We start from the raw sequence: 20,607 nt of genomic DNA, 5'->3' as shown, positions 1-20,607 counted from the left end.
GCGCACTGTACGAACAAGGTCCTTCGGCTGAAGAGCTGAAGACCTTCGGTTTTCTGGTTGGAGACCTGACCGGACAGGACTTCGAGGTCTGGCCGGACAACTGGTCAGCTTTCAAGGTCTTTGAAGCCATGAGCACCCAGTGGCGTACAGGTGCGTGCGGCGCTACCGGGCTCGATTACACGTCAATTCGCCATGTTGCTGGCTTCCTCGGGCTTACCCGGTCGGAAGTCGCCGACATCTTTCCAGACATCCGCGTCATGGAAGCCGAAGCCCTGGGGGTGATGGCGGACCAGAGGGGCAGTAAATGACCACCAACTTCGCTTCTCTCGGTATTGAGGTCAGCTCTTCGTCGGCGGCCAAGGCGGCTGACGATCTCTACAAACTGGTCGATTCAGCAGTTGATGCCGAGAAGGCGATTGATGACCTCGGGAAGTCGGGTGAGGGGCTGGCCAACACCGGCAAGAAGATCAGCCAGGCCGAGAACGAAGCTGCTCAGGGGATCGACAAGGCTACAGGCGCCAAAGAGCGCCAGGTAGATGCAAGCCGCAAGGTCGGTGCCAGCGCGGCAAGCGAAATCGCGATCATCAGCCAGCTCGACAAGGCAATGTCTGGCAACATCGGCAGCATGGAGCAACTGATCCAGGCTGAAGGATTGCTGGAGAAAGCTCGCAAAGGTGGCCTTGTCACAATTGAGCAGCAGGAGGCCTATCAGGAGCGGCTCGGTAAATCCCTCGATCGAATCGAGAAGGCCGAAGCCAAGGAGTTGGCGCAGAAGCAACGACTGATCGACGCTGAAAACCGTCAGATCGAAGCGTTGAAGCGCACGGTCAACGGCATCGACCCGGTCACCGCGAAATTGGCCAAGCTGGAGGCGCAGGAGAAAGCGCTTAACGATCTGCACAAGGCCGGGCAGATCAACGCTACCCGATACGGTGAGGCGCTGGCGAAGATCGGCAAAGATCGTGATGGTCTGACCGCAACAGAAACTGCATTCGACAAGCTGAAGCTCGGCACCCGCCAGGCGCAAGAAAACGTGATGCAATTGACCAATGCCTTGCAGTCCGGGGATTGGGGCAGCGGTGCCCGGGCGGTTGCCCAGCTCGGCGCCGGTGCTGGCGCCTCTGCCAAGAGCCTGGCTGCAGCACTGATTCCTGCCGGGTTGCTGGCTGGCGTAATCGGCGCGCTGGGCTATGCCTACCTCGACGCACAGAGGCAGGCCCGTGAGTTCAACGCTGCCATCAACGGCGGATCGAATGATGCAGGGCAGAGCATTGCGAGTCTCAAGTCGATGGCAGACGCCGCCGGTGCGCTGACTGGGAACCTCTCGGGCGCTCGTGAGGCGGTGATCGCCTTGGCTTCCGGCGCCGCCACGAGCGGTGTACAGATGCAAAACCTGGCCCAGGCTGCAGCAGCCATTGGTGAGGTGACCGGGAAGGGGGCGGGCGACATCGCGAAGTCGCTCGCAAATGCCGGGGACACAGCAACTGATGCTGCCGCGAAGATCAGCAACCAGTATGGGCTGCTCACCTATGAGCAGTACCAGGTTATAAAGGCAATCGACGACCAAGGCGACCACCAGAGGGCACTGGATACCCTCAGCGAAGACCTCAATCAGTCTGCGCAGGAGCGCCTGAAAAACTATCGCGAATCATTGTCTGACATCGAGCGCGACTGGGATCGAGTGAAGGTGGCGATCAAAGGCGCCTACGCAGAGATTCGCTCCGAAATCTTCCCTGATCTCGCCAAGCAAATCGAAATCACCCAGCGGGTGCTGGATACCCGCAAAGGCGGCGGCGTTGCTGGCGCGGTGTCCAATGGCCTCAGTTGGTTGAGCTCTTCGCTGGGCCTGGATGACGGTGAGAACGATGACTCGACGCCTGCGTTGGAAGCAAAACTTGTTGCGCTTAAGGCGCGGCAGGCGGCCAGCCAAGGCAATGCCGTAGCAACTGGTGAGGAAACACGGGCGAATAAGGAGCTCATTGCAGTCCAGAAGGAACTGGACAAGCAAATGGAGAATTTGAACCCGCTAGCTAAGCGGCAAGAGGCTTACAAAAAGCTCGACGATCAGTTCACCACGCTTTATCAGAACGCAGAAAAGACCGGGCAGAAGTCTGCGTTACTGGATGGTGTTCAGTTCGACGGGAAGAAGTTTTCCGGCGGCGCATATGACCAACTGCGCAAGGCAATTGATGAGCAGAAGAAAGATCCGAAATCTGCCTCTGGCGCCGTCGATCTGACAGCTTTCAACAACTCGAAGAATGCTCTCGTTGAGATTGTCTCCGATTACAAAAACGCCCAGAAGGAACTGGATGCGGCTCAAAAGGCTGGGCTGGTTTCACAAGCTGACTACGCCTTGAAGCGAGAGGCGCTGATCGGTAACGAGCGTGACGAAGTGACCGCAGCCTATGAGGCTGAGATTGCCGCGCTGGAAGCCGCCAAGGCCAGGAAGGGTACGACGGCGGCCCAAAGCATTCAGCTGGACCAGAAAATCGCTGACGCGCGCGCAGCCATGGTGAAGGCGCAGAAGGATGCTGACAGTCAGCTCAAGGTTCTTGCGACCAACGAGAAAGGAAGGCTGGATCAGCAAACAGCTGCGTCCAAGGCCTACGTTGACCAGCTTGAACGTCAGCGGGCGGCATTGGATGCTGCTGGCTCGCGCGCGGCCAATGGCCTGGGATTAGGCGATCGACAGGCTGCATTGCAGGCAAGCCTTGATGCAACCGCGGACAAGTTTAACGACGACCGAGCCAAGCTTTTGGATCGCCGAAAGTCAGCGCCTGACAAATACAGCCAGGAAGATTACGAGAGGGACCTCGCAAGCCTCGAAGCCGCTGAGGTCAAGTATCGCGACACCGTTGTCAGCAACTACGACAAGATGTCGACGGCGCAAGGTGACTGGCGCAGTGGGGCGACCTCTTCCTTCCAGAACTACCTGGAGTCCGCCCGGGATGTCGCCGGGCAGACGAAAAGCCTGTTCACCAACGCCTTCAGCTCCATGGAGGACGCGATCGTCAACTTCGCCATGACAGGGAAGCTGTCGTTTGCCGATTTCGCGAAGTCGATCTTGGCGGATATGGCGCGGATCGCCACCCGGCAGGCCAGCTCCGCGATATTGAGCAGCTTGTTCGGCGCTGCCGTGAGCTACTTCGGTGGCGGTTCATCTGCTGGCTCTACCCAGGCCGGGTACTCGGGAGATCTCTCGGGATTTACTCCGGGCAGCATTCAGGCAAAGGGCGGGGCATGGTCGGGCGGTGTGCAGATGTTTGCCGACGGTGCTGCGTTCACCAATTCCATTTTGAACAAGCCGACAGCGTTCGGTATGGCCGGCGGTGACATCGGCGTGGCGGGCGAGGCGGGGCCAGAGGCGATTATGCCGTTGACCAGGACCTCAGGAGGGCAACTGGGTGTTCGTGCGCTCGGCGGTGGCCAGGGCGCTAGCAGCAACCAGGTGATCATTCAGCAGACGTTCCCTGTGCCCGAAGGGCAGGGCGGAGGTACTGCCGATGGTGGCCAAGCCGTTGCTCAGGCATACGCGCGAGCAGCCAAGCAAGGCGCGCAGGAGCAAATCGCCAGGGACCTCAAGCCGGGCGGCCAAATCTGGTCGGCCATCAACGGTCGTGGATAACCAGCCCCGCTTCGGCGGGGTTCTTTTTTGCCGGGGAAGAGTATGGCAACGGAAACCTTTACCTGGGTGCCAAACAAAGAGCCGGCCGGCACGGTGAGCTTTCGCACCAAGTCGGCCAAATTCGGGGACGGCTACGAGCAGACGGCCGAGGATGGCATCAACAACAAAACCCAGTCGTGGCCGCTCACCTTCTCCGGCCCCAAGTCCAGGATCAAGGAAATCGCCGATTTCCTCGATAGGCAGAAGGGTGCAAATCCATTTTTCTGGACTGAGCCACTGGGAGAAACAGCGCTTTTCAAGTGCTCCGAATACCAACCCAGGCACGCAGGCGGTGACGTCTACATGTTGACCGCAACCTTCGAACAGGCATTCCACCCATGAGCATTGACCCAATCAACATTGGCGGGCAGGCGAACGACGGCAACGGCCAGTCCCTGCGGTCTGGCGGCGCGCTCATCAATGCCAACTTTGCCGAGCTCGACATCCGCACCGCTACGGCGCAGGAGACGGCAGATCAGGGCGTTGCAGATTCTGCCGCTGCCCTGGAAGCGGCGGCCATGGCTCAGGCGAAAGCCGACGAGGCCGTACCCGGCAGTGCGGTGGGGGTGACGGTTGCTCAGCTTGTGGAGGGGTTGGTGCCTTCCTCTCAGCTGCCGAGCTACGTCGATGACGTGCTGGAGTTTCCGACCCTGGGAGATTTCCCGGTTGAAGGCGAGACCGGGAAAATCTATATCGCGATCAACGACGGCGACAGCCCGAGCAATCCTACCCGGCAGTATCGCTGGAGCGGCACCGCCTACGTGATGATCCCTTCTTCACCGGGCTCTACCGACCAGGTGCCGGAGGGCTCGACCAATCTCTATCTCACGGCCGCGCGCGTTCGGGCGGTTGTGCTCACGGGTCTCGGGACGCTGACCAATACTGCTATCGCCGCCACCGACAGCATTCTTCAAGCATTCGCAAAGCTGCAGGGCCAGATCAACGAAAAGCTGGGTAAGACCGAGAAAGCCGCTGACTCGGACAAGCTCAACGGGCAGCTTGCGTCTTTCTACACGACCGCCATGACTGGTGCCACGAGCACTGATCCAGGCACTAAAGGGCTGGTGCCGGCCCCGCCTGCAGGCGCAGCTGTACGCGTACTGAGCAGTTTGGGAACATGGATTTCCCAGGTGTCGGGGGCGACTTGGGGCGGTATAACGGGCACGCTTTCGTCGCAATCAGATCTTGTTACTGAGTTCGCAAAGTATGCACTTTCAGCGAACGTTCCCTTAAAGCCGGTTGCTGGTAACTTTGTAGCACTTGGCGGTGTCGGTGACGGGGCCATCACTCTCCCTGCTGGCGGCACATGGGCATACTGGGTTCATCAGTTTCAGACAAGTAACGGGGTGGCATTCCTGAACGGGTTTTCCGGGGTTAACGCAGGAGGCACGCTAGTCGTGACGGCAGTTTCTGGCAGGTTTTATATCGGCTTCGCTTGGAGAATTGCGTAATGGAGTTTTACTACTTGCCAGATGGTTCGGCTGTCGGCACCTACAACGGCATGCCGTACAACTTTCACTCCGAGGCCACACCCGTAGAATGGGATTGGTTGCAACGCGAAATCGAACAGGGTCGCGCAGTGCAGACCACTGCCCCCGAAACTCCAGTCACACCTGTCGATATCCCCGCCGCTATCGCCGCCCGACGCTTCGACGCCGAAGTCGCCGGAATCACCGTCGCGGGCGTGCCGGTCTATACCGACCGCACCACGCAGAACAAACTGACTGCTGCAGCCTTCAGGGCGCTCCGCAACCCGGAATACACCGTTGATTGGAAGTGTACGAATGGCAGCTTCATCACGTTGAATGCGGAGCAGATCACCGCCATTGCCGACGCTGTTGGCGATTACGTGCAAGCCTGTTACACCCGCGAGGGCGAGTTGGTGGCCGCATTCAATGACGGCACCTACACGGAAGCCATGCTCGAAGAGGGCTGGCCCGCATGAGTCGATTTATCACGACACTGAAGACCGAGCAGGTCGGCAAGTGGACGCACATCCTTCTCGCCGATCTGGTGCTGGCTGACGACGATGAGCAGGTGATCACCGTGCCGGCCGGCTTCAGTACCGACCTCGCCAGCATCAAGGTACTGCACAACGCCTTCTTGTTCGTGTTGTTTGCCCTGGTCTCGGGGTACGGCAACTACGCCGCTACGGTTCACGACTGGCTGTACGCCACCGGGCAAATGAGCCGGAAGCGTGCGGATGCGGTGCTCTACCGCGCCTTGAGAGCGGAGGGTGTAGCTCGATGGCGGGCCTGGCTGTTCTGGGCAGGAGTCCGCATAGGCGGATCAGCTTCTTTCACCAAGACCCCGACAAGTTCGGGGTCTTCTGTTTCTGAGGGGCAGTAAATGCCGATTACGGCCGACATCCAGACCCTGGAGCCTGGCGCGTGGGTGGAGCTTTTCGAGCTCGACGCCACGGTGCTGGGTGCCGAGCTATACCGCTTCCATGGCTACCCGCAACAGTCCTCGATCTTCTGGCAGGGCGTGGAGTACTCGCCCTGGCCGATCAAGGCCGAAGGCTTCGAGATGACCGGGCAGGGCACCCAGCCGACACCGACGCTGTCGGTAGGCAACGTCGGGGGCTTCATCACGGCACTGGTCCTGTATTTCGAGGACTTGGTGGGCGCGAAGCTGATACGGCACCGCACGCTGGGCAAGTATCTCGATGGCCAGCCCGAGGCGGATCCCGAAGAAGAGCTGCCACCGGACATCTGGTACGTCGAGCGCAAGGCCGCCGAGGACAACGAAACTGTGCAGTTCGAGCTGGCCACAGCCCTGGACTTCGCCGGCGTACAGCTACCGCGCCGGCAGATCGTGGCGAACGTCTGCTGGTGGCTCAGCTGCGGCGGCTATCGCGGTCCGTACTGCGGCTACAACGGCCCGCCGGTGGCCGACGAAAACGACATCATTGTCACCGATGCGGCCAAGGACAAATGCGGCGGCCACCTGGTTAGCTGTGAAATGCGTCATGGCAAAAACAACCCGCTGCCCCACGGCTCATTCCCTGCGGCCGGCCTGATTCGGAGCTGACCCATGAACAAAGCAAATCGCGCTGCGATCGAGCGCCATGCCGTGGCCGAGTACCCGAGGGAGTGTTGCGGGCTGCTGGTGCGGGAGGGCCGGAAGGAAATCTACGTGCCCTGTCGCAACACTGCATCGACGCCCAGCGAGCACTTCCGACTGGCGCCGGAGGACTATGCCGCCGCCGAGGATCGCGGCCGGGTGCTGGCCGTCGTGCACAGTCACCCGGATTATCCGGCGACACCAAGCGAAGCCGATCGCGTTTCGTGTGAGGCATCGGGCCTGCCCTGGCACATCATCGAGGTCCGGAAGGGTGACGACGACCAGGTGCGCACCGGTGCACTGGTCAGCTTCCTGCCCGAGGGCTATGAGGCGCCACTGATCGGCCGCAAGTTCGCCCATGGTGTGCACGACTGCCTGAGCATCATCCTGGACTTCTACCGCCGGGAGATGGGCATCGAGCTGGGTAGCTACGAACGCGAGGATGGCTGGTGGGACAAGGGCGGCAACCTGTACTTGGAGAACCTGCCCGCCGCTGGCTTCGAGAAGGTGTCGAACCTGCAGCATGGCGACCTGGTGCTGATGCAAATCCGCTCACCGGTGCCGAACCATGCCGCAATCTTCCTGGCTGACGGCGTACTGAAGAACGAGCCCGAGCACTACCCGGCGCCCGGGTCGATCCTGCACCACCTCTACAACCGGGACAGCAAGCGGGACGTCTACGGCGGCTATTGGTCAGAGGTCACCGTCAGCTACTGGCGGCATCGTGAAACACCGCCAAACGCTTGAATGCCTCTGGAGTGAAGGGATTTTATGGATTTCGCCGAGAGAATATTTTGCAGAAAGGTGAGAGCCATAGCCGCATGCTCTGTCGCGATTTTGTACAGATTCTGCCGATGGTGTCTTTTGAGGGTACTGCTAGGCTCCCTGAGTGGTCATGAATCATGCACAACACAGGGAGTAGGCAAATGAAGATCATCTTATTGCTGTCTTTTTTTATTCCGCTGTCGGGATGTTTACAGCAGGTTGCAAAGCCAAGCGATATAACCCTCGTCCAAGCGATGACTGAAGTTGGGGAAGGGCTAGCGGCTATGCGGCAGGCCCAGGGAGATATAAGGACTGGACTCATCGCCGAATCAGCTGAAGTCACCTTCAAGATATCCGCAGACTCTACAAATGGAGGAAAACTGAAGGTAGATTTGGCTGCTCCTGCGGTGAGCGATGGAGTAGGAGTTGGTGGTGAGATTTCCGGTGACAGTAGTTCAGGGCGATCGAACACGGTGACAGTAAAGTTCAAGAACCTGCTGACCCTACCGAAAGATTCAGTCGGTTACGCGGTTGTGGGCGCTCAAATTGGTTTGACGCCGGAAGCACCTGCCTCAGGCCAAGGCAAACCGGAGACACCAAATACTGGCGGCATGACTAAAGTTCCGGTCCCTCTACCTCCTCCGGCTGGCAATAAAGCAGCGTCACCGGTAAAAATATTACCGGATGACATAACGAAGTGGACGCAATCAATCAAGCGTCTTCCCGAAACGAAATAGGTCAAGCTGTAGCGGGAGAGCCTCATTCCGTAACGCTGGGCTTTTTCGTTTGCGGCCTCCGAATGCTATCGTCTGCCGATCTCACAAGGAGCGGTAACTATGCGGATTTTGATTGGATCGCTTGTTTTGGCAGTGCTGGCTGGCTGTTCAACTCCGAACGACCTCAGAAAAAATGAGCCAACCGTCAGCGCGTTGAGTAAAAAAACGCCGAAACAATATGCGCTCTGCGTGTTTCCGAAATGGCAAGAGGCGCGATCGATTGCCACCATGTCAGAAACTGAAAGTGGTTACCGATTGATCGTAGCTACTGAGATGATGACAGACGAAGTTCTTGAAATAACTGAGGCGGGCCAGGGAAGCAAGGTTGTGCTCTATCAGCGAATGCCTTGGGCAAAGATGCTGGGCCGTGCAGCACTTGAGGAAGCGGTCCGGGACTGCCTCTGAACTAACAGAACAAAGCCGCCTCCGGGCGGTTTTTTTATGCCTGGAGAAAATATGTATCCCCGTGCCAGCACCGAAAAAATGCAAACCGTGATTTTGTCCGGATCACTTGCTCGCCTATTTGGGCGGACGCATCGCCTGACCACCTCAGGTGGATTCCGCGACATTATGGGGTACTTCAAATCGCAGTTTCCGGGGTTTGAACGGTACATGATGGAGAGCGGTGGGAAGGGGTTAAGGTTCGCCATATTCAACGGCTCGCAAAACCTCGCAGAGGATGACTTGGAGAAACCGACCGGGCGCGACGTGATTCGGATTGTTCCGGTGATTGCTGGTTCCAAGCGGGCCGGGCTACTCCAGACCATTGTCGGAGCGGTATTGATCGCAGCGTCATTCATTCCTGGCTTTCAAGCCTTACTCCCGGTCGGTGTCGCATTGGTCGCCGGCGGCGCTATCCAAATGCTGAGCCCGCAGGCAAAAGGCCTGGGCACGCAGGACAGCCCCAACAACCGGCCCAGCTATTCATTCAACGGCGCCGTCAACACCAGCGTTCAGGGCGGCTGTGTGCCGCTGCTCTACGGTCGGATGATCGTCGGCAGCGCGGTGATCAGCGCCGGGATCTACTCCGAAGACCAGATGTAACCCGAACCCCGCCAGACGGCCCGCCATGAGCGGGCTTTTTTTCGCCTTAAGGAAAGCCATGACCGATCTCCCAATTACCGGCCGCAAGGGCGGAGAATCGAAGCCGCGCCCGTCTGTTGAGGCGCCCGACAGTCTGCAGAGCACCGCGTATGCGCGCATCCTGGATTTGGTCAGCGAAGGCGAAATCCGTGGCCTGGCCAACGGCATGCAGTCGGTGTTCCTGGATGAAACGCCGCTCGCGAACGCAAACGGCGGGATCAACTTCAGTGGCGTGACGCTCGATGCTCGCACTGGTAGTCAGGATCAGACCCACATCGCAGGCTTCCCGGCCGTGGAGAATGAAACAGCTATCGGAGTGGAGCTGACCTCGGCCCAGGCCTGGGTGCGTTCCGTCAGCAACGTGCAACTGTCGGCCGTCCGCATTCGGTTGTCCACGCCGCGCCTGGCGCAGACCAACACCACAAACGGTGACACCAACGGCTACACCGTCGCCTACCGGATCGACCTTTCAACCGATGGCGGGCCTTTCATCACCGTCCTGTCCTCGGCGCTCAGTGGAAAGACATCGACCAAATACGAGCGCTCGCACCGCGTAGACCTGCCTGACGCTGTCAGCGGCTGGACCGTGCGCGTGGTCCGACTGACCCCGAACTCCACAAGTGGCGCGATCGCAGACACCACCAACATCGACGCCATCACCGAAATCATCGACGCGAAGCTGCGCTACCCAGGTTCCGCACTGGTTGGGCTTCAATTCGACGCCTCACAGTTCCAGTCGATCCCCACCAGGTCGTTTGACCTGTACGGCCGGATCATCCGGGTACCGAACAACTATGACGCAGAGACCCGGACCTACACCGGCGTCTGGGATGGCGGTTTCCAAAGCGCCTGGACCGATAACCCCGCATGGATTTTTTACGACCTGCTGCTGCACTTCCGGTATGGCCTGGGCCACCTGCTGAACGCCAGCCAGATCGACAAGTGGGAGCTGTACCGCATCGGGCAGTACTGTGACCAGTTGGTGCCGGACGGAAAGGGCGGCATGGAGCCGCGTTTCACCTGCAACCTGTTTCTCTCGGTGCGTGCGGATGCCCTGAAGGTGTTGCAGGATCTGGCCACCACGTTCCGCGGCATGGCGTACTGGGCGGCCGGTTCAGTCATGGCAGTAGCCGACATTCCCGAGGACCCGGTCTACACCTACTCGAACGCCAATGTCATCGACGGCAAGTTTAACTACTCGGGGTCGGCCAAGAAGACGCGCTACACAGTCGCCCTGGTGAGCTGGAACGACCCGACCGACTTCTACCGGCAGAAGGTCGAGTACGTCGACGACCAGGCCGGGATTACCCGCTACGGTATCCAGCAGACCGAAATCACGGCCACCGGCTGCACGTCTCAGGCCCAAGCACATCGCATCGGCAAGTGGGCGCTGCTCACCAACCGCCTGGAGACAGAAAGTGTCGGCTTCTCGGTGGGCCTGGACGGCACGCTGGCGCGCCCCGGGCAGATCATTCGCATCGCCGACAATGACCGGGCAGGGCGCCGTATTGGTGGACGCCTGCGTTCTTCGACCCTGGACACGCTGGTGCTGGATGCCGACGTGACCGCTTTCCCCGGTGACACCATCACGCTGATCATGCCCAACGGCAAAGCCGTCTCGCGCGCGATCAAGTCCGTGGGTTACCCGCTGACATGGGACAGCACCGGCATTACCTGGGACAACGGCAATGTCACCTTCGACACCACGGGCTTTCCTGCTGAAGTGCAGCAGGTGGTGCTGGCCGAAGATCTCGACGATCTGCCGCCGCGCCATTCGATGTGGGCTATCGATTCGCCGACCCTGGCCGTCCAGCAGTTCCGCGTAATGTCCGTGGCGGAAGAGTTTTCCGACTCTGAAATCAATTTTCCGATCATGGCCGTGCGCCACAACTCGAGCAAATTCGGCGCCATCGACAACGGCACGCGCATCGAGCGCCCGCCGATCACAGTGATCCCGCCGAGCGTGCAACAGCCGCCGGCGACCGTGACCGTCAGCAACGACCACTTCGTCGACCAGGGCAGCGCCATCAGTGTGATGACCATCGAGTGGGATCGGCCGCCGAGCGCGATAGCCTTCGAAGTGTACTGGCGCAAGAACGACGGCGACTGGATCTTCGCGGGCCGCACCGGCACCACGTCGGTTGACGTGAGCGGGATCTACGCCGGCCGCTACGTGGCCAAGGTCCGGGCGATAAACTCGCTCGACATCGGCTCGGTGTTCGCGACGTCCATCGAGACGGTGCTGAACGGGAAGACCACGCCGCCACCGGTGGTGTCTTCGTTAACCGCAGAATCGATCGTGTTCGGCATCAAGCTCAAGTGGGGCATTCCCCAGGACGTGAGCACCGCCGACCTGCAGCGCACGGAGATCTGGTACAGCGAAACTAACCAGATCGCAGAGGCCATCAAGTTTGGTGACTACGCCTATCCGCAAACCGACCTCACCGTCATGGGGCTGGCCGCGGGGAAGACGTTCTTTTTCTGGGCTCGCCTGGTGGACCGGATCGGCAACGTCGGTGCGTTCTTCGGGCCGGTCTTCGGCCAATCGTCTGCGGACGCCGGCCCCATCCTGGATTACCTGAACGGCAAGATCACTGAAACTCAGCTGAGCCAGCTGCTGCTGGACAAAATCGAGGCGGGTGACGGGTCGCTGGTGCTGATCGAGCAGGTGAAAACTGAGCTGGCGGCGATGTACAGCATCAAGACCCAGCTCACTGTTGACGGGAAACCGTACCTGGCCGGCATCGGCATTGGCGTGGAGAACGACGAAGGGATCATCACCAGCCAGGTGCTTATCGCGGCGAGCCGGTTCGCGATCATTGATCCCAATGCTTCCGAGATCTTCTATCCGTTCGTGGTCGAGAACAACACCGCATTCCTCAAGGCGGCGTTCATCGAGGACGGGTCGATCACGAACGCGAAGATCGGTAACACCATCCAGTCAAACGATTACGTTGCCGGCACTTCCGGTTGGAGGCTCGGCAAGGCGACTGGCTGGGAAATGAATGGATCTGTTCCAGGCACAGGCCGGCTGACGATGAACAACACGGTGATCAACGTCTACGACGGCGCGGGAACGCGGCGCGTTCGATTGGGGATGTGGTAATGCCAGCAGGACTTCAGGTTTGGGACCCGGCCGGGAATCTGGTGGTGGATATCACCACCAGGCTTTCGCGCTTCCTGGGTAGCGTCAACAGCGGCACGAGCGCGGGATCAATTTCTGTGCCGGACTTGGTGCAGGGCACGCCTTTCTATTTCGTGATCATTTCCGGTGGGGCCGTTCCGGTGGGCAGCTTCGGCCCTGAGGTGACCTTTTCCGGCACGACCATGAGCTGGACTTTCGCACCAGGGCGAACGCCTCTCGCGGCAACAATTTTCTACGGAGTTTTCTGATGCCGGCCGGATTGCAGATATTCAACACCTCCGGAACCATCCAGATCGACGAGAACTACCAGAACTACATGCTGCTGGCGAAGGGCACTGTTACTTCAGGCTCTCTGCTGGATGATGCCGGCCTGCCGATCAACGGTGTGCAGGTGTTCACGTCCTCGGTTACGGAATTTGTTGCGGTGCGCGGATCTGACCGGGTGGCACTTCACTCCATCCTGCCGAGTGGTGCGGGCTTGCGGTACGTGTTCGCCGCTCCGTTTGGGTCGAGCGTCACGTATTACCGGTACGCGCTCGGGGTCAACTCCGCGCAGCCCTATGGGCTTCAGGTGTTCAACGCCGCCGGCGCCTTGGTCTTCGACGCCATGTGCCCATCGATGCGGATTGAAACCATCCTCAATGGTCCGGACTACGCGGCGTTCTTCGGCGATTGGGTGTGGAACGCCTCTAAGCAATATGCCGTGGCGTATGGGGCCTGGTCGGGAAGCATCGGGATGGACGTTACGCCGGTCGGCACCCAGCTTTTGATCGAGTACTGGCGCAGTTCGCCGTCAGCTACAGCCATTGCCGGGGGCCTGCGCTTCTCGTTGAACTCAAGATATTGGACACGCTCACAGATGGTGACCTCAGCCCCGGCCAACCCCGCCTACAAATTCGGCAAGTTCCAGGCCCTGATCGTCGACGTGACTGGGCAGTGAACTGATCGACTCCCAACTCAACAACCCGCCAGCGAGCGGGATTTTTTTTGCCTGGAGAAAAGTATGACCATCACCGAAAAGGACCGCGACATCCTCGCCCGCACAATATGGGGCGAGGCCCGGGGTGAATCGTCGGCAGGAAAAGTCGCCGTGGCCTGGACGATCCGCAACCGCGTGTTCGACGGAAAAGAGAAATCGTGGTGGGGGGAGGGCTATGCCGGCGTGTGCCAGGCCCCGTGGCAGTTCAGCTGCTGGAACAAGACTGATCCGAACTACCCGTTCCTCATCGCGGTGAAGCAGATCCCGTTCCGCGAGCTGGCGCAGTGCCGGGTCGTCGCTGATCAGATAATCGACGGGAAGGTGCCGGACCCAACCAGCGGCGCCACGCACTATTACGCGATCGCCATGAAGAAGCCCCCGGCCTGGGCGGCGAAGGCGCGGCAGACACTTAAGTTGGGCGGCCACGTCTTCTTCAAGGACGTGCCATGAGCCCGGCCTCGATGAAGCTTGCACTGGCCGGCGTAGTGCTGCTCGTGCTGATCGCCGCCGGCGGCACCTGGCAGGTGCAGGACTGGCGCTACGGGCGGCAGCTCGCCGAGCTGGCCCGCTCCCACACCGACACCCTCAATCAGCTGGCCATGGTCGGCGCCGCCGCACAGAAGAGCGAGCAGGACAAGCGGCTCGCGCTCGAGCAGCGCCTGACGGCCAGCGACCAAACCCACCACAAGGAACTGAGCGATGCTCAAGCCAATCAGGCTCGCCTGCGCGATCGCCTTGCCACTTCTGATCTGCGGCTGTCAGTCATCCTCGCCCAGGGTTCAGCCGGTGGCTGTTCAGTGCCTGCCGCCACCGTCGCCGGCAGCATGGTTCATGCAGGAGTACGAGCCGAACTTGACCCAGCGCATGCTCAACGAATTATCGGCATCACCGATGAAGGCGACCGGGCGGTGATTGCGCTGAAGGCTTGTCAGGCTTACGTGCGGGATCTACTTGAATAGCTGGGAGTTGTTCTCGATCTGGAATCGAGGGGGAGTGCCACTGGCGAGCGGGTTGCCGGGCACTCGTGATTGCGTTCGAGAAGGGGTTAGGCCTTGGCTGCAGGTTTCAACCTGAAAGTGACACCCATACGGTTGAATGCGTTCATGGCGGCAATCGTTGCGGTCAGATCGACTAGATCTTTGGGCGCAAATACGGCGGATGCAGCAGCGTATGCGTCGTCGGATACGTGAGTTTCTCCGACCCGGGTAACTTCTTCTGCCCACGCCAACGCAGCACGCTCCTGATCGGAAAACAAATATTCCGCTTCGTGCCAGACCGGCACCATGAGCACCTTGTCTACAGACATGTACTCTTTGATGAGATCGCGGGAATGCAAATCGATGCAATAAGCACAGCCGTTGAGCTGCGATACCCGAAGAAATACCAGATGAATTATCGATGGCGGTAGATCAGTACCCGTGGTCACGTAATGATGCAAACCGGTCATAGCTTTTGCTGCACCAGGAGATACTTCGAACCAATTTTCGCGCGACATGAGGACTCCTCGGTAGTGGATGGTTGTATAGGCTAAGCTGATGAAGTTGCTTGTTTTATTGACTCTAAAGACAATGATGCATCGGGTCTAGATCCAATGCTCTTGTCTTTGATTGGTCCAATTTGAAAAAGGCTGCGATTCACAGCGAACTGTAAAAGACCGCTGCCGTTGCCAATGATTAATGGCTGACTGCTATTCTTGCGGCTGATCAGCCACGGGCCGGGGCTCATTACCCAGCCTTGAGGCTGACTTCACATCTCGGAACCTTCCCTGCGGCGCGGCAGTGGAGCAGAAAATGTCTCTTCACCTTTGAGGATTTTGATCTGTGCCGCCAGCTCGCTGATGTGTTTGCCATTGGCCATCAACTCCCAGGCAGTCTTCGTTTCGATATCGGTTGCCTTGCGCTTGGCGTCCGCCAGGTCGGAGCGAGCCTTGATCAGTTCAGCCCTGAGTTTGTCTCTCTCCTTGCAGACCTCGGCGTGCATCTGCACCAAGCCGAAAACGTCCTCGCGTGCTTTGCGGGCCTGCAGCGTCAGCTCCAAGACTTCGTTCTCATAAATGCGCAAGAAGTGCCGGCAAGTTTCAAGTTCGGTCGGACAGCCGAGCCAGTCGCTGGTGTCTTCGATTTCGTGCGGGTCCATGGTGAAGCCTTATCGATACTGTTTGCATATACAGTAATCGAGGCGAGGCTATTGGGCGAGGGCAGGGCGACGAATTGCGCCAACCATGGTGGCCGCTCGCCAGTCTTGTGGCTGGGCGCCCAGGGGCCCATCCTTCCTCCTCACGTCGGGGAAGCAGTACTGATGGATAAGCAGTTGATCGGCTACTCGATTGTGTTGACGGTCGCTTGGGTTTCAGTGGTTCTGCTGGTGATGTATTGGATGTCGTAATGAAGGTAATGGAATGGAAGGTTTGACCCTGGGTGACAAGATTGAACGGGAGGCTGACAGGCTGCTTGCCCAGATCGCCCGCTCGGACTCGATGCTGGTCGCAGCGAAGGCTGGAGCCCGGGCGGAGGGGTTCGTGCTCGGTCTTGAGGCCGGGCGGGTATTGAATGCCGAGACCATCGAAAAGATGTACGTCATCTTCGAAGCCGCGACCGAGGCCCGGCTGAAGGAACTGGCTGGGGCCTAGCCCACGTCTTCTGGCGTCATCAGAACCGCCAGTGTCAGTTTGATGAACTCCTCATTCCGGTCGATCGTGTCCAAGGCGCCGCGCACATTGTCAGCGACATCGGCTGAGCCGCGGGCCTCGACCCAGTTCGAAAGCTCCATGATGGCCGCTTCCAACGCGAGTTGGTTTTCGTTGATCTTGAAGAGAAGGGTAGGGAGCAGATCAGAATTGGGCATTGGGATTCCTCCGTGGATGGAGGAAAGCGTAGCAGTTTGGGGGGTGATGTTCGGTCGGCAGGACGCCGTGGAAGGAGTGGTGACGATATGCACAATCGGCATAAGCCGAAGCGCGGAAATTTGTTGGGCGTGTTTGAAAACTGGCTGGTCCCTGCGGGTTTTTCCGGTCCGCAATTATTTTCTTACATGCGAAAACATTGGTCTTCGTGGTCGTGATTTGCTCCTGATTGCGGACCAGAAAACCTATCAGAAGGTGCAGCCTGATTGATTTCCCCTTGGGACTTAAAATCCCCCGCTCGTAAGGGCGTGCCGGTTCGATTCCGGCTTCGGGCACCATCTTCAGAAAAAAACAAGGGTTTGCGAGCGAAAGCACGCAAACCCTTGTTTGTTTCTGGCTCGCTATTCTTTCGAGCCTGTCACGACCGTCGCTGTCTCACCCCTGGATGAACGCCAACAGGTCCGCATTGATCGTCGCTGCATGGGTGGTGCACATGCCATGGGGCAGGCCGGGGTAGGTTTTCAGTGTTCCGCGCTTGAGCAACTTGATGGTCAGTCGGGCCGAGTCGTCGACCGGGACCATCTGGTCGTCTTCGCCGTGCAGGACCAGCGTAGGCACGTCGATTCTTTTGAGATCCTCGGTGAAGTCGGTTTCCGAAAAGGCTTTGATGCAGTCGTAGTGCGCCTTGGCACCGCCCTCCATGCCCTGGCGCCACCAGTTGTCGATCACCGGCTCGGAGACCTTGGCACCTGGCCGGTTGAAGCCGTAGAAGGGGCCTGCGGCCACTTCCCGGTAAAACTCCGCGCGGTTCGCCGCCAGGGCTTCGCGGAAACCATCGAGCACTTTCAGTGGCACGCCGCCGGGGTTTTTGTCGGTGCGCAACATGAGCGGCGGGACGGCACCGATCAGTACCGCCTTAGCGACACGACCACCGCCACCGTGGCGCGCCACGTACCGGGCTACTTCGCCGCCGCCGGTGGAGTGGCCCACGTGCACGGCGCCCTTGAGATCGAGGTGCGCCGCCAGTTCCGCAAGGTCGGCTGCATAGGTGTCCATGTCATTGCCGGTTGCAGTCTGGGTGGAGCGGCCATGCCCGCGCCGGTCATGGGCGATCACGCGATAGCCCTTGCTGAGGAAGAACAGCATCTGGTTATCCCAGTCATCGCCGGACAGCGGCCAGCCATGATGGAAAACGATAGGTTGGCCGGTGCCCCAGTCCTTGTAGAACAGCGTCGTGCCGTCCTTGAGTGTGAGGTAGCCCGAGCCCTGGCCCTTGCCGCGGGAGCCGCCGCTCGCGGGCGCTTGCACGTTGCTCGATTGACTCGCCAGGGCCGGTGCGGCTGCTGCCAGCGCAGCGATCGCCACACTCGCGCTCATCAGAGCTCGGCGGGTGGTTCCTTTGATTTCGTCGGTCATGGTGAAAGCTCTCGTCTGGGACCGCTTATGCGGAGAAGAAGGGCCGGATGCGCAGAGGCATTTCGCGATGAAGTCGCATTACCGGTCCGCAAACACTATTCCCAGGCAGAAACCTGAACCATCGTCCATGGGTATCGCGTTGCCATACTTAGGTTTCAGGGAGCACGGGTTGACGGCCGGGGGCATCGCCTCGGCTGCGGAAACGAGGGCGGCTTTTCGACTCGGCTAATCTTCTGCCTGGCGTCGCTCGAGGCCCGCCGGGTTGCCGGTGTTCACCAGTCGTCTCTCCAGCAGGATGTTCTGCAGCGCCTGGCGGGCGGCAGGGTCCAATTGATGTTCCCGTTCCTTGAGTTCCAGCAGGATCGGGTTGGACCAGAGGCGGTAGGTTTTCTCCGCTTTATGAATCGGTGTCATGTCCCCTCCTTGAACAGTCGCTCACACGAAAAAAAGCGTCGTGCCGATGCGCTATGAATCCTAGTCGAGGAAAGGGTTTGTCGCCTTGATTGAACGCAAGTCTATGGCGGTCCTGCGCAGTCGCGTGCAACTGCGCAGGTGCAGAGCGGTCCGCTAAACGAAGGCCTGCCCATGAAAACCACGAGGCAAGCGTTGCAGTCCGTCCATCGCGGTGAGTCGTTCGATCCACGCGGTGCGCCAGTCATTGGCGGTATGAGTGGCTTTGGCTTTGCGTGCGGCACGTCGGGCAGCGTTGCGCTGGTCTTTGCGTGCATTCTTGAATGCTTCGGTGTTACGGCAGCTTCTGCATTTCACCCGGGTCAGTTCAGTGCTTGAGGTGAGCTTACTGCCTTTATGGCCGCAGGCCAGGTGGCCGCCAGTTTTGAAGTGAGTAACCATCGGACGTCTCCTTCGTGACGTGTAATCGTTGGACCTTTTTCGACACGGGACGTTCGGCGAGCAAGCAACAGGCAAAAAGAGACCCGCGTGCGGGCGGGTCATGGGGTGTTGCAAAGGAGTGGGGTCACTGTAGAAGGGCGAATGTGAATGCGATGTGAAATGGGCGCATAAAAAAAATCCCGGCTTCGGCCGGGTGGGGGTTTACGACAAACGGTCAGGCAATGGCGTACTCGGCGACTCCAGCGTCGCCGTTCACGCGCCTCGCATCACCGGGCCCAGCTGTCATTTGAACCGGGGCAGCGGCCGGTCGACAGGTTTGAGGGAGGACAAGGTGTTGCGGATCAGTGGCGTGTCCTTCTCGATGTCGTTCAGGCGATCACGAATTCTCAGGGCGGTCGGGTGCCCGCCTTGATGATCGACCCAGTCGGCGATTTCCTTGCAGGCGGCAGCAAGGCGCACCTGGCGCGAGTCGAGCAGGGTGAGCAGGGTAGTGATGGACTCTTTTTCGGACATGGCAAACCTCCGTTCAAGGAACCTCGCAGATGGCATCGAAAAGCCCGTTCGAGGCGGGCCTTAGCCGTTGCTGGTCCCTCAGCCATTTGAGTATAGACCGGGGCTTCAACCTTGCCGGGCGGTCACGCGGGATCGGGCGTTGAGCTGCACGCACGCGCGCTGGGCGTCCTCTTCGCGGTCATAACCGTCACCGATGAAGCCTTGGGTACGGGTATCGGCGATGCGATACCAGACGGCCGCGTCAGGGGGTTGATGATGGGTTTCCCCGGCCCGGCGGCCATGAATGATGATCTTGTTGCAGCGCTTCACAACGAAAATGTCTTCCATGGCCTCACCGGCGCTGATTTCAGTCACAACAACTATAGAAGCCTTGGCTGATCGTGCAAAAAATGCACGCTCAGTTCGTCGGTTGGCTCGCTTCGATCATCTGCTCCAGGTACATCGCCAATCCGACTTCCTCGGCCCGCAGGCCCTTGCGCGTTCTCGGGCGCGGCAGTGCCGCCAGGGCCCCGAGCAGAAAGCCATCGAGCACGGCCGGGTGGATGTAGCACTTGCGACACACCGCCGGGGTATTACCCAGCTGCCGGGCGACGTTCTTGACCATCTCCACCACATGACGCTTGGCGTCCGACTCCGGCTCCCATTGCAGCTCTCGCAGCAGCGCCAGCGCCAGGGCGCTGCCGGCCCAGGTGCGGTAGTCCTTGGCGGTAAAGTCGGCGCCGGTGAGGTGTTGCAGGTAGGCATTCACGTCGGACGAACTGACGGTGTGGCGCTCGCCGTTTTCATCCAGGTATTGAAACAGGTTTTGCCCGGGAATCTCCTGGCAGCGCTTGATGATCCGCGCCAGGCGCCGGTCCTTCACGGTGATCTGGTGTTCGATGCCGCTCTTGCCGCGAAACTGGAAGCGGATCGCCGTGCCATTGACCTCCACGTGGCGGTTGCGCAGGGTGGTCAGCCCGTAGGAGCGGTTGTCCCGCGCGTATTGCGCGTTTCCGACGCGAATCAACGTCGCATCGAGCAGGGAAATGACCGTGGCCATGACTTTGTCGCGACTGAAGCCCGGGGCATCCAGCAACGTTTCCAGTTGTCGGCGCAGCTTTGGCAGGGCGAGCCCGAAGTCGCGCAGGCGCGAGTATTTGTCGGCGTCGCGCACTTCGCGCCAACGCGGGTGATACCGGTATTGCTTGCGCCCCCGAGCATCGCGCCCGGTGGCTTGCAGGTGTCCGCGCGGGTCGGCACAGATCCACACATCGGTATACGCCGGGGGTACGGCCAGGGCGTTGATGCGCTTGATTTCGTCTGGATCGGTGATGCGCTGGCCCGAGGCATCGAAATAGCAGAACTTGCCGCGCAGTTTCCTGCGTGTCAGGCCGGGTTGGGTGTCATCGACATAATGCAGGTCGGGCGGCAGTGCATCGAGCGTTACGGCGTCGGGCATGGCGGTTGTCCTTGGCTACGAATCAGGGGCCGTTACAGCCATTGACCACGCGCCGTTGCCGTCGTGCC

At 59.7% G+C, this 20,607-nt stretch carries 26 protein-coding genes; 17 read left to right on the top strand and 9 right to left on the bottom strand.

The annotated features are described in order from the left end of the window. Window positions 1–5: 5 nt before the first annotated feature. The 16 genes from ACM6IM_RS08910 to ACM6IM_RS08835 all read left to right on the top strand — a co-directional run bounded on the left by ACM6IM_RS08910 (window position 6) and on the right by ACM6IM_RS08835 (window position 14,437). A complete protein-coding gene (locus ACM6IM_RS08910) occupies window positions 6–308 on the top strand; it encodes a DUF1799 domain-containing protein (protein ID WP_414865478.1) in 303 nt (100 codons plus the stop codon). Then, the gene (locus ACM6IM_RS08905; protein ID WP_414864880.1) at window positions 305–3,625 is read left to right on the top strand and encodes a phage tail tape measure protein; all 3,321 of its coding nucleotides are present in this window, start codon (window positions 305–307) and stop codon (window positions 3,623–3,625) included. The genes ACM6IM_RS08910 and ACM6IM_RS08905 overlap by 4 nt, the downstream gene beginning before the upstream one ends. A gap of 42 nt (window positions 3,626–3,667) precedes the next feature. Further along, on the top strand, window positions 3,668–4,006 hold the full coding sequence (locus ACM6IM_RS08900; RefSeq protein WP_414864879.1) for a phage tail protein: 339 nt from the start codon (window positions 3,668–3,670) through the stop codon (window positions 4,004–4,006). Next, window positions 4,003–5,115 (top strand): hypothetical protein, encoded by a 1,113-nt coding sequence (locus ACM6IM_RS08895; protein WP_414864878.1) that lies wholly within the window; start codon window positions 4,003–4,005, stop codon window positions 5,113–5,115. Before ACM6IM_RS08900 ends, ACM6IM_RS08895 begins: the two co-directional genes overlap by 4 nt. Further along, entirely contained in the window at window positions 5,115–5,609 is a 495-nt protein-coding gene (locus tag ACM6IM_RS08890; protein WP_414864877.1) for a DUF4376 domain-containing protein, read from the top strand. The genes ACM6IM_RS08895 and ACM6IM_RS08890 overlap by 1 nt, the downstream gene beginning before the upstream one ends. Continuing rightward, entirely contained in the window at window positions 5,606–6,013 is a 408-nt protein-coding gene (locus ACM6IM_RS08885; protein ID WP_414864876.1) for a DUF1353 domain-containing protein, read from the top strand. The genes ACM6IM_RS08890 and ACM6IM_RS08885 overlap by 4 nt, the downstream gene beginning before the upstream one ends. Continuing rightward, on the top strand, window positions 6,014–6,697 hold the full coding sequence (locus ACM6IM_RS08880; protein WP_414864875.1) for a phage minor tail protein L: 684 nt from the start codon (window positions 6,014–6,016) through the stop codon (window positions 6,695–6,697). A 3-nt stretch (window positions 6,698–6,700) separates the two neighbouring features. Further along, window positions 6,701–7,477, top strand: coding sequence for a C40 family peptidase (locus ACM6IM_RS08875; protein WP_414864874.1), 777 nt, complete (start codon window positions 6,701–6,703; stop codon window positions 7,475–7,477). A 179-nt stretch (window positions 7,478–7,656) separates the two neighbouring features. Then, a complete protein-coding gene (locus ACM6IM_RS08870; protein ID WP_414864873.1) occupies window positions 7,657–8,232 on the top strand; it encodes a hypothetical protein in 576 nt (191 codons plus the stop codon). A gap of 99 nt (window positions 8,233–8,331) precedes the next feature. Next, window positions 8,332–8,676, top strand: a complete 345-nt coding sequence (locus ACM6IM_RS08865) for a hypothetical protein (protein WP_414864872.1) — start codon at window positions 8,332–8,334, stop codon at window positions 8,674–8,676. A gap of 51 nt (window positions 8,677–8,727) precedes the next feature. Continuing rightward, the gene (locus tag ACM6IM_RS08860; RefSeq protein WP_414864871.1) at window positions 8,728–9,315 is read left to right on the top strand and encodes a tail assembly protein; all 588 of its coding nucleotides are present in this window, start codon (window positions 8,728–8,730) and stop codon (window positions 9,313–9,315) included. A gap of 58 nt (window positions 9,316–9,373) precedes the next feature. After that, the gene (locus tag ACM6IM_RS08855) at window positions 9,374–12,460 is read left to right on the top strand and encodes a host specificity protein J (protein WP_414864870.1); all 3,087 of its coding nucleotides are present in this window, start codon (window positions 9,374–9,376) and stop codon (window positions 12,458–12,460) included. Next, on the top strand, window positions 12,460–12,747 hold the full coding sequence (locus tag ACM6IM_RS08850; RefSeq protein WP_192308461.1) for a hypothetical protein: 288 nt from the start codon (window positions 12,460–12,462) through the stop codon (window positions 12,745–12,747). The genes ACM6IM_RS08855 and ACM6IM_RS08850 overlap by 1 nt, the downstream gene beginning before the upstream one ends. After that, window positions 12,747–13,439 (top strand): hypothetical protein, encoded by a 693-nt coding sequence (locus ACM6IM_RS08845; RefSeq protein WP_192308462.1) that lies wholly within the window; start codon window positions 12,747–12,749, stop codon window positions 13,437–13,439. Before ACM6IM_RS08850 ends, ACM6IM_RS08845 begins: the two co-directional genes overlap by 1 nt. 63 nt (window positions 13,440–13,502) lie before the next feature. Next, a complete protein-coding gene (locus ACM6IM_RS08840; RefSeq protein ID WP_192308463.1) occupies window positions 13,503–13,928 on the top strand; it encodes a cell wall hydrolase in 426 nt (141 codons plus the stop codon). A gap of 11 nt (window positions 13,929–13,939) precedes the next feature. Continuing rightward, window positions 13,940–14,437 (top strand): lysis system i-spanin subunit Rz, encoded by a 498-nt coding sequence (locus tag ACM6IM_RS08835; RefSeq protein ID WP_414864869.1) that lies wholly within the window; start codon window positions 13,940–13,942, stop codon window positions 14,435–14,437. An 86-nt stretch (window positions 14,438–14,523) separates the two neighbouring features. Here the strand turns inward: ACM6IM_RS08835 and ACM6IM_RS08830 are convergent, their stop codons facing one another. Next, complete coding sequence (locus ACM6IM_RS08830) at window positions 14,524–14,973, bottom strand: carboxymuconolactone decarboxylase family protein (protein WP_192308465.1); 450 nt, start codon at window positions 14,971–14,973, stop codon at window positions 14,524–14,526. A 251-nt stretch (window positions 14,974–15,224) separates the two neighbouring features. Then, on the bottom strand, window positions 15,225–15,614 hold the full coding sequence (locus tag ACM6IM_RS08825; protein WP_192308466.1) for a hypothetical protein: 390 nt from the start codon (window positions 15,612–15,614) through the stop codon (window positions 15,225–15,227). A gap of 262 nt (window positions 15,615–15,876) precedes the next feature. Between ACM6IM_RS08825 and ACM6IM_RS08820 the strand changes: the two genes are divergently transcribed. Next, window positions 15,877–16,107 (top strand): hypothetical protein, encoded by a 231-nt coding sequence (locus ACM6IM_RS08820; RefSeq protein WP_192308467.1) that lies wholly within the window; start codon window positions 15,877–15,879, stop codon window positions 16,105–16,107. On the opposite strand, the gene ACM6IM_RS08815 is transcribed toward ACM6IM_RS08820, so the two are convergent. The 7 genes from ACM6IM_RS08815 to ACM6IM_RS08785 all read right to left on the bottom strand — a co-directional run bounded on the left by ACM6IM_RS08815 (window position 16,104) and on the right by ACM6IM_RS08785 (window position 20,539). After that, complete coding sequence (locus tag ACM6IM_RS08815; RefSeq protein ID WP_414864868.1) at window positions 16,104–16,322, bottom strand: hypothetical protein; 219 nt, start codon at window positions 16,320–16,322, stop codon at window positions 16,104–16,106. The genes ACM6IM_RS08820 and ACM6IM_RS08815 overlap by 4 nt on opposite strands. A gap of 433 nt (window positions 16,323–16,755) precedes the next feature. After that, entirely contained in the window at window positions 16,756–17,736 is a 981-nt protein-coding gene (locus ACM6IM_RS08810; protein WP_201188818.1) for an alpha/beta fold hydrolase, read from the bottom strand. A gap of 225 nt (window positions 17,737–17,961) precedes the next feature. Then, entirely contained in the window at window positions 17,962–18,150 is a 189-nt protein-coding gene (locus ACM6IM_RS08805; protein WP_201188817.1) for a hypothetical protein, read from the bottom strand. 153 nt (window positions 18,151–18,303) lie between these two features. Then, window positions 18,304–18,588, bottom strand: a complete 285-nt coding sequence (locus tag ACM6IM_RS08800; RefSeq protein ID WP_201188816.1) for a hypothetical protein — start codon at window positions 18,586–18,588, stop codon at window positions 18,304–18,306. A gap of 282 nt (window positions 18,589–18,870) precedes the next feature. Beyond that, on the bottom strand, window positions 18,871–19,101 hold the full coding sequence (locus tag ACM6IM_RS08795; RefSeq protein WP_192308472.1) for a hypothetical protein: 231 nt from the start codon (window positions 19,099–19,101) through the stop codon (window positions 18,871–18,873). 105 nt (window positions 19,102–19,206) lie between these two features. Beyond that, window positions 19,207–19,428: a hypothetical protein gene (locus ACM6IM_RS08790; protein WP_192308876.1), complete on the bottom strand. Its 222-nt coding sequence runs from the start codon at window positions 19,426–19,428 to the stop codon at window positions 19,207–19,209. Window positions 19,429–19,498: 70 nt separating this feature from the next. Continuing rightward, on the bottom strand, window positions 19,499–20,539 hold the full coding sequence (locus ACM6IM_RS08785; RefSeq protein ID WP_414864867.1) for a DNA topoisomerase IB: 1,041 nt from the start codon (window positions 20,537–20,539) through the stop codon (window positions 19,499–19,501). Window positions 20,540–20,607 lie beyond the last annotated feature (68 nt).

It is taken from the genome of Pseudomonas sp. IT-P12 (assembly GCF_949767465.1).
GTDB lineage: Bacteria > Pseudomonadota > Gammaproteobacteria > Pseudomonadales > Pseudomonadaceae > Aquipseudomonas.
The sequence above is the reverse complement of the archived record's forward strand: the minus strand, read 5'-3'. Positions and strand labels throughout refer to the sequence as shown.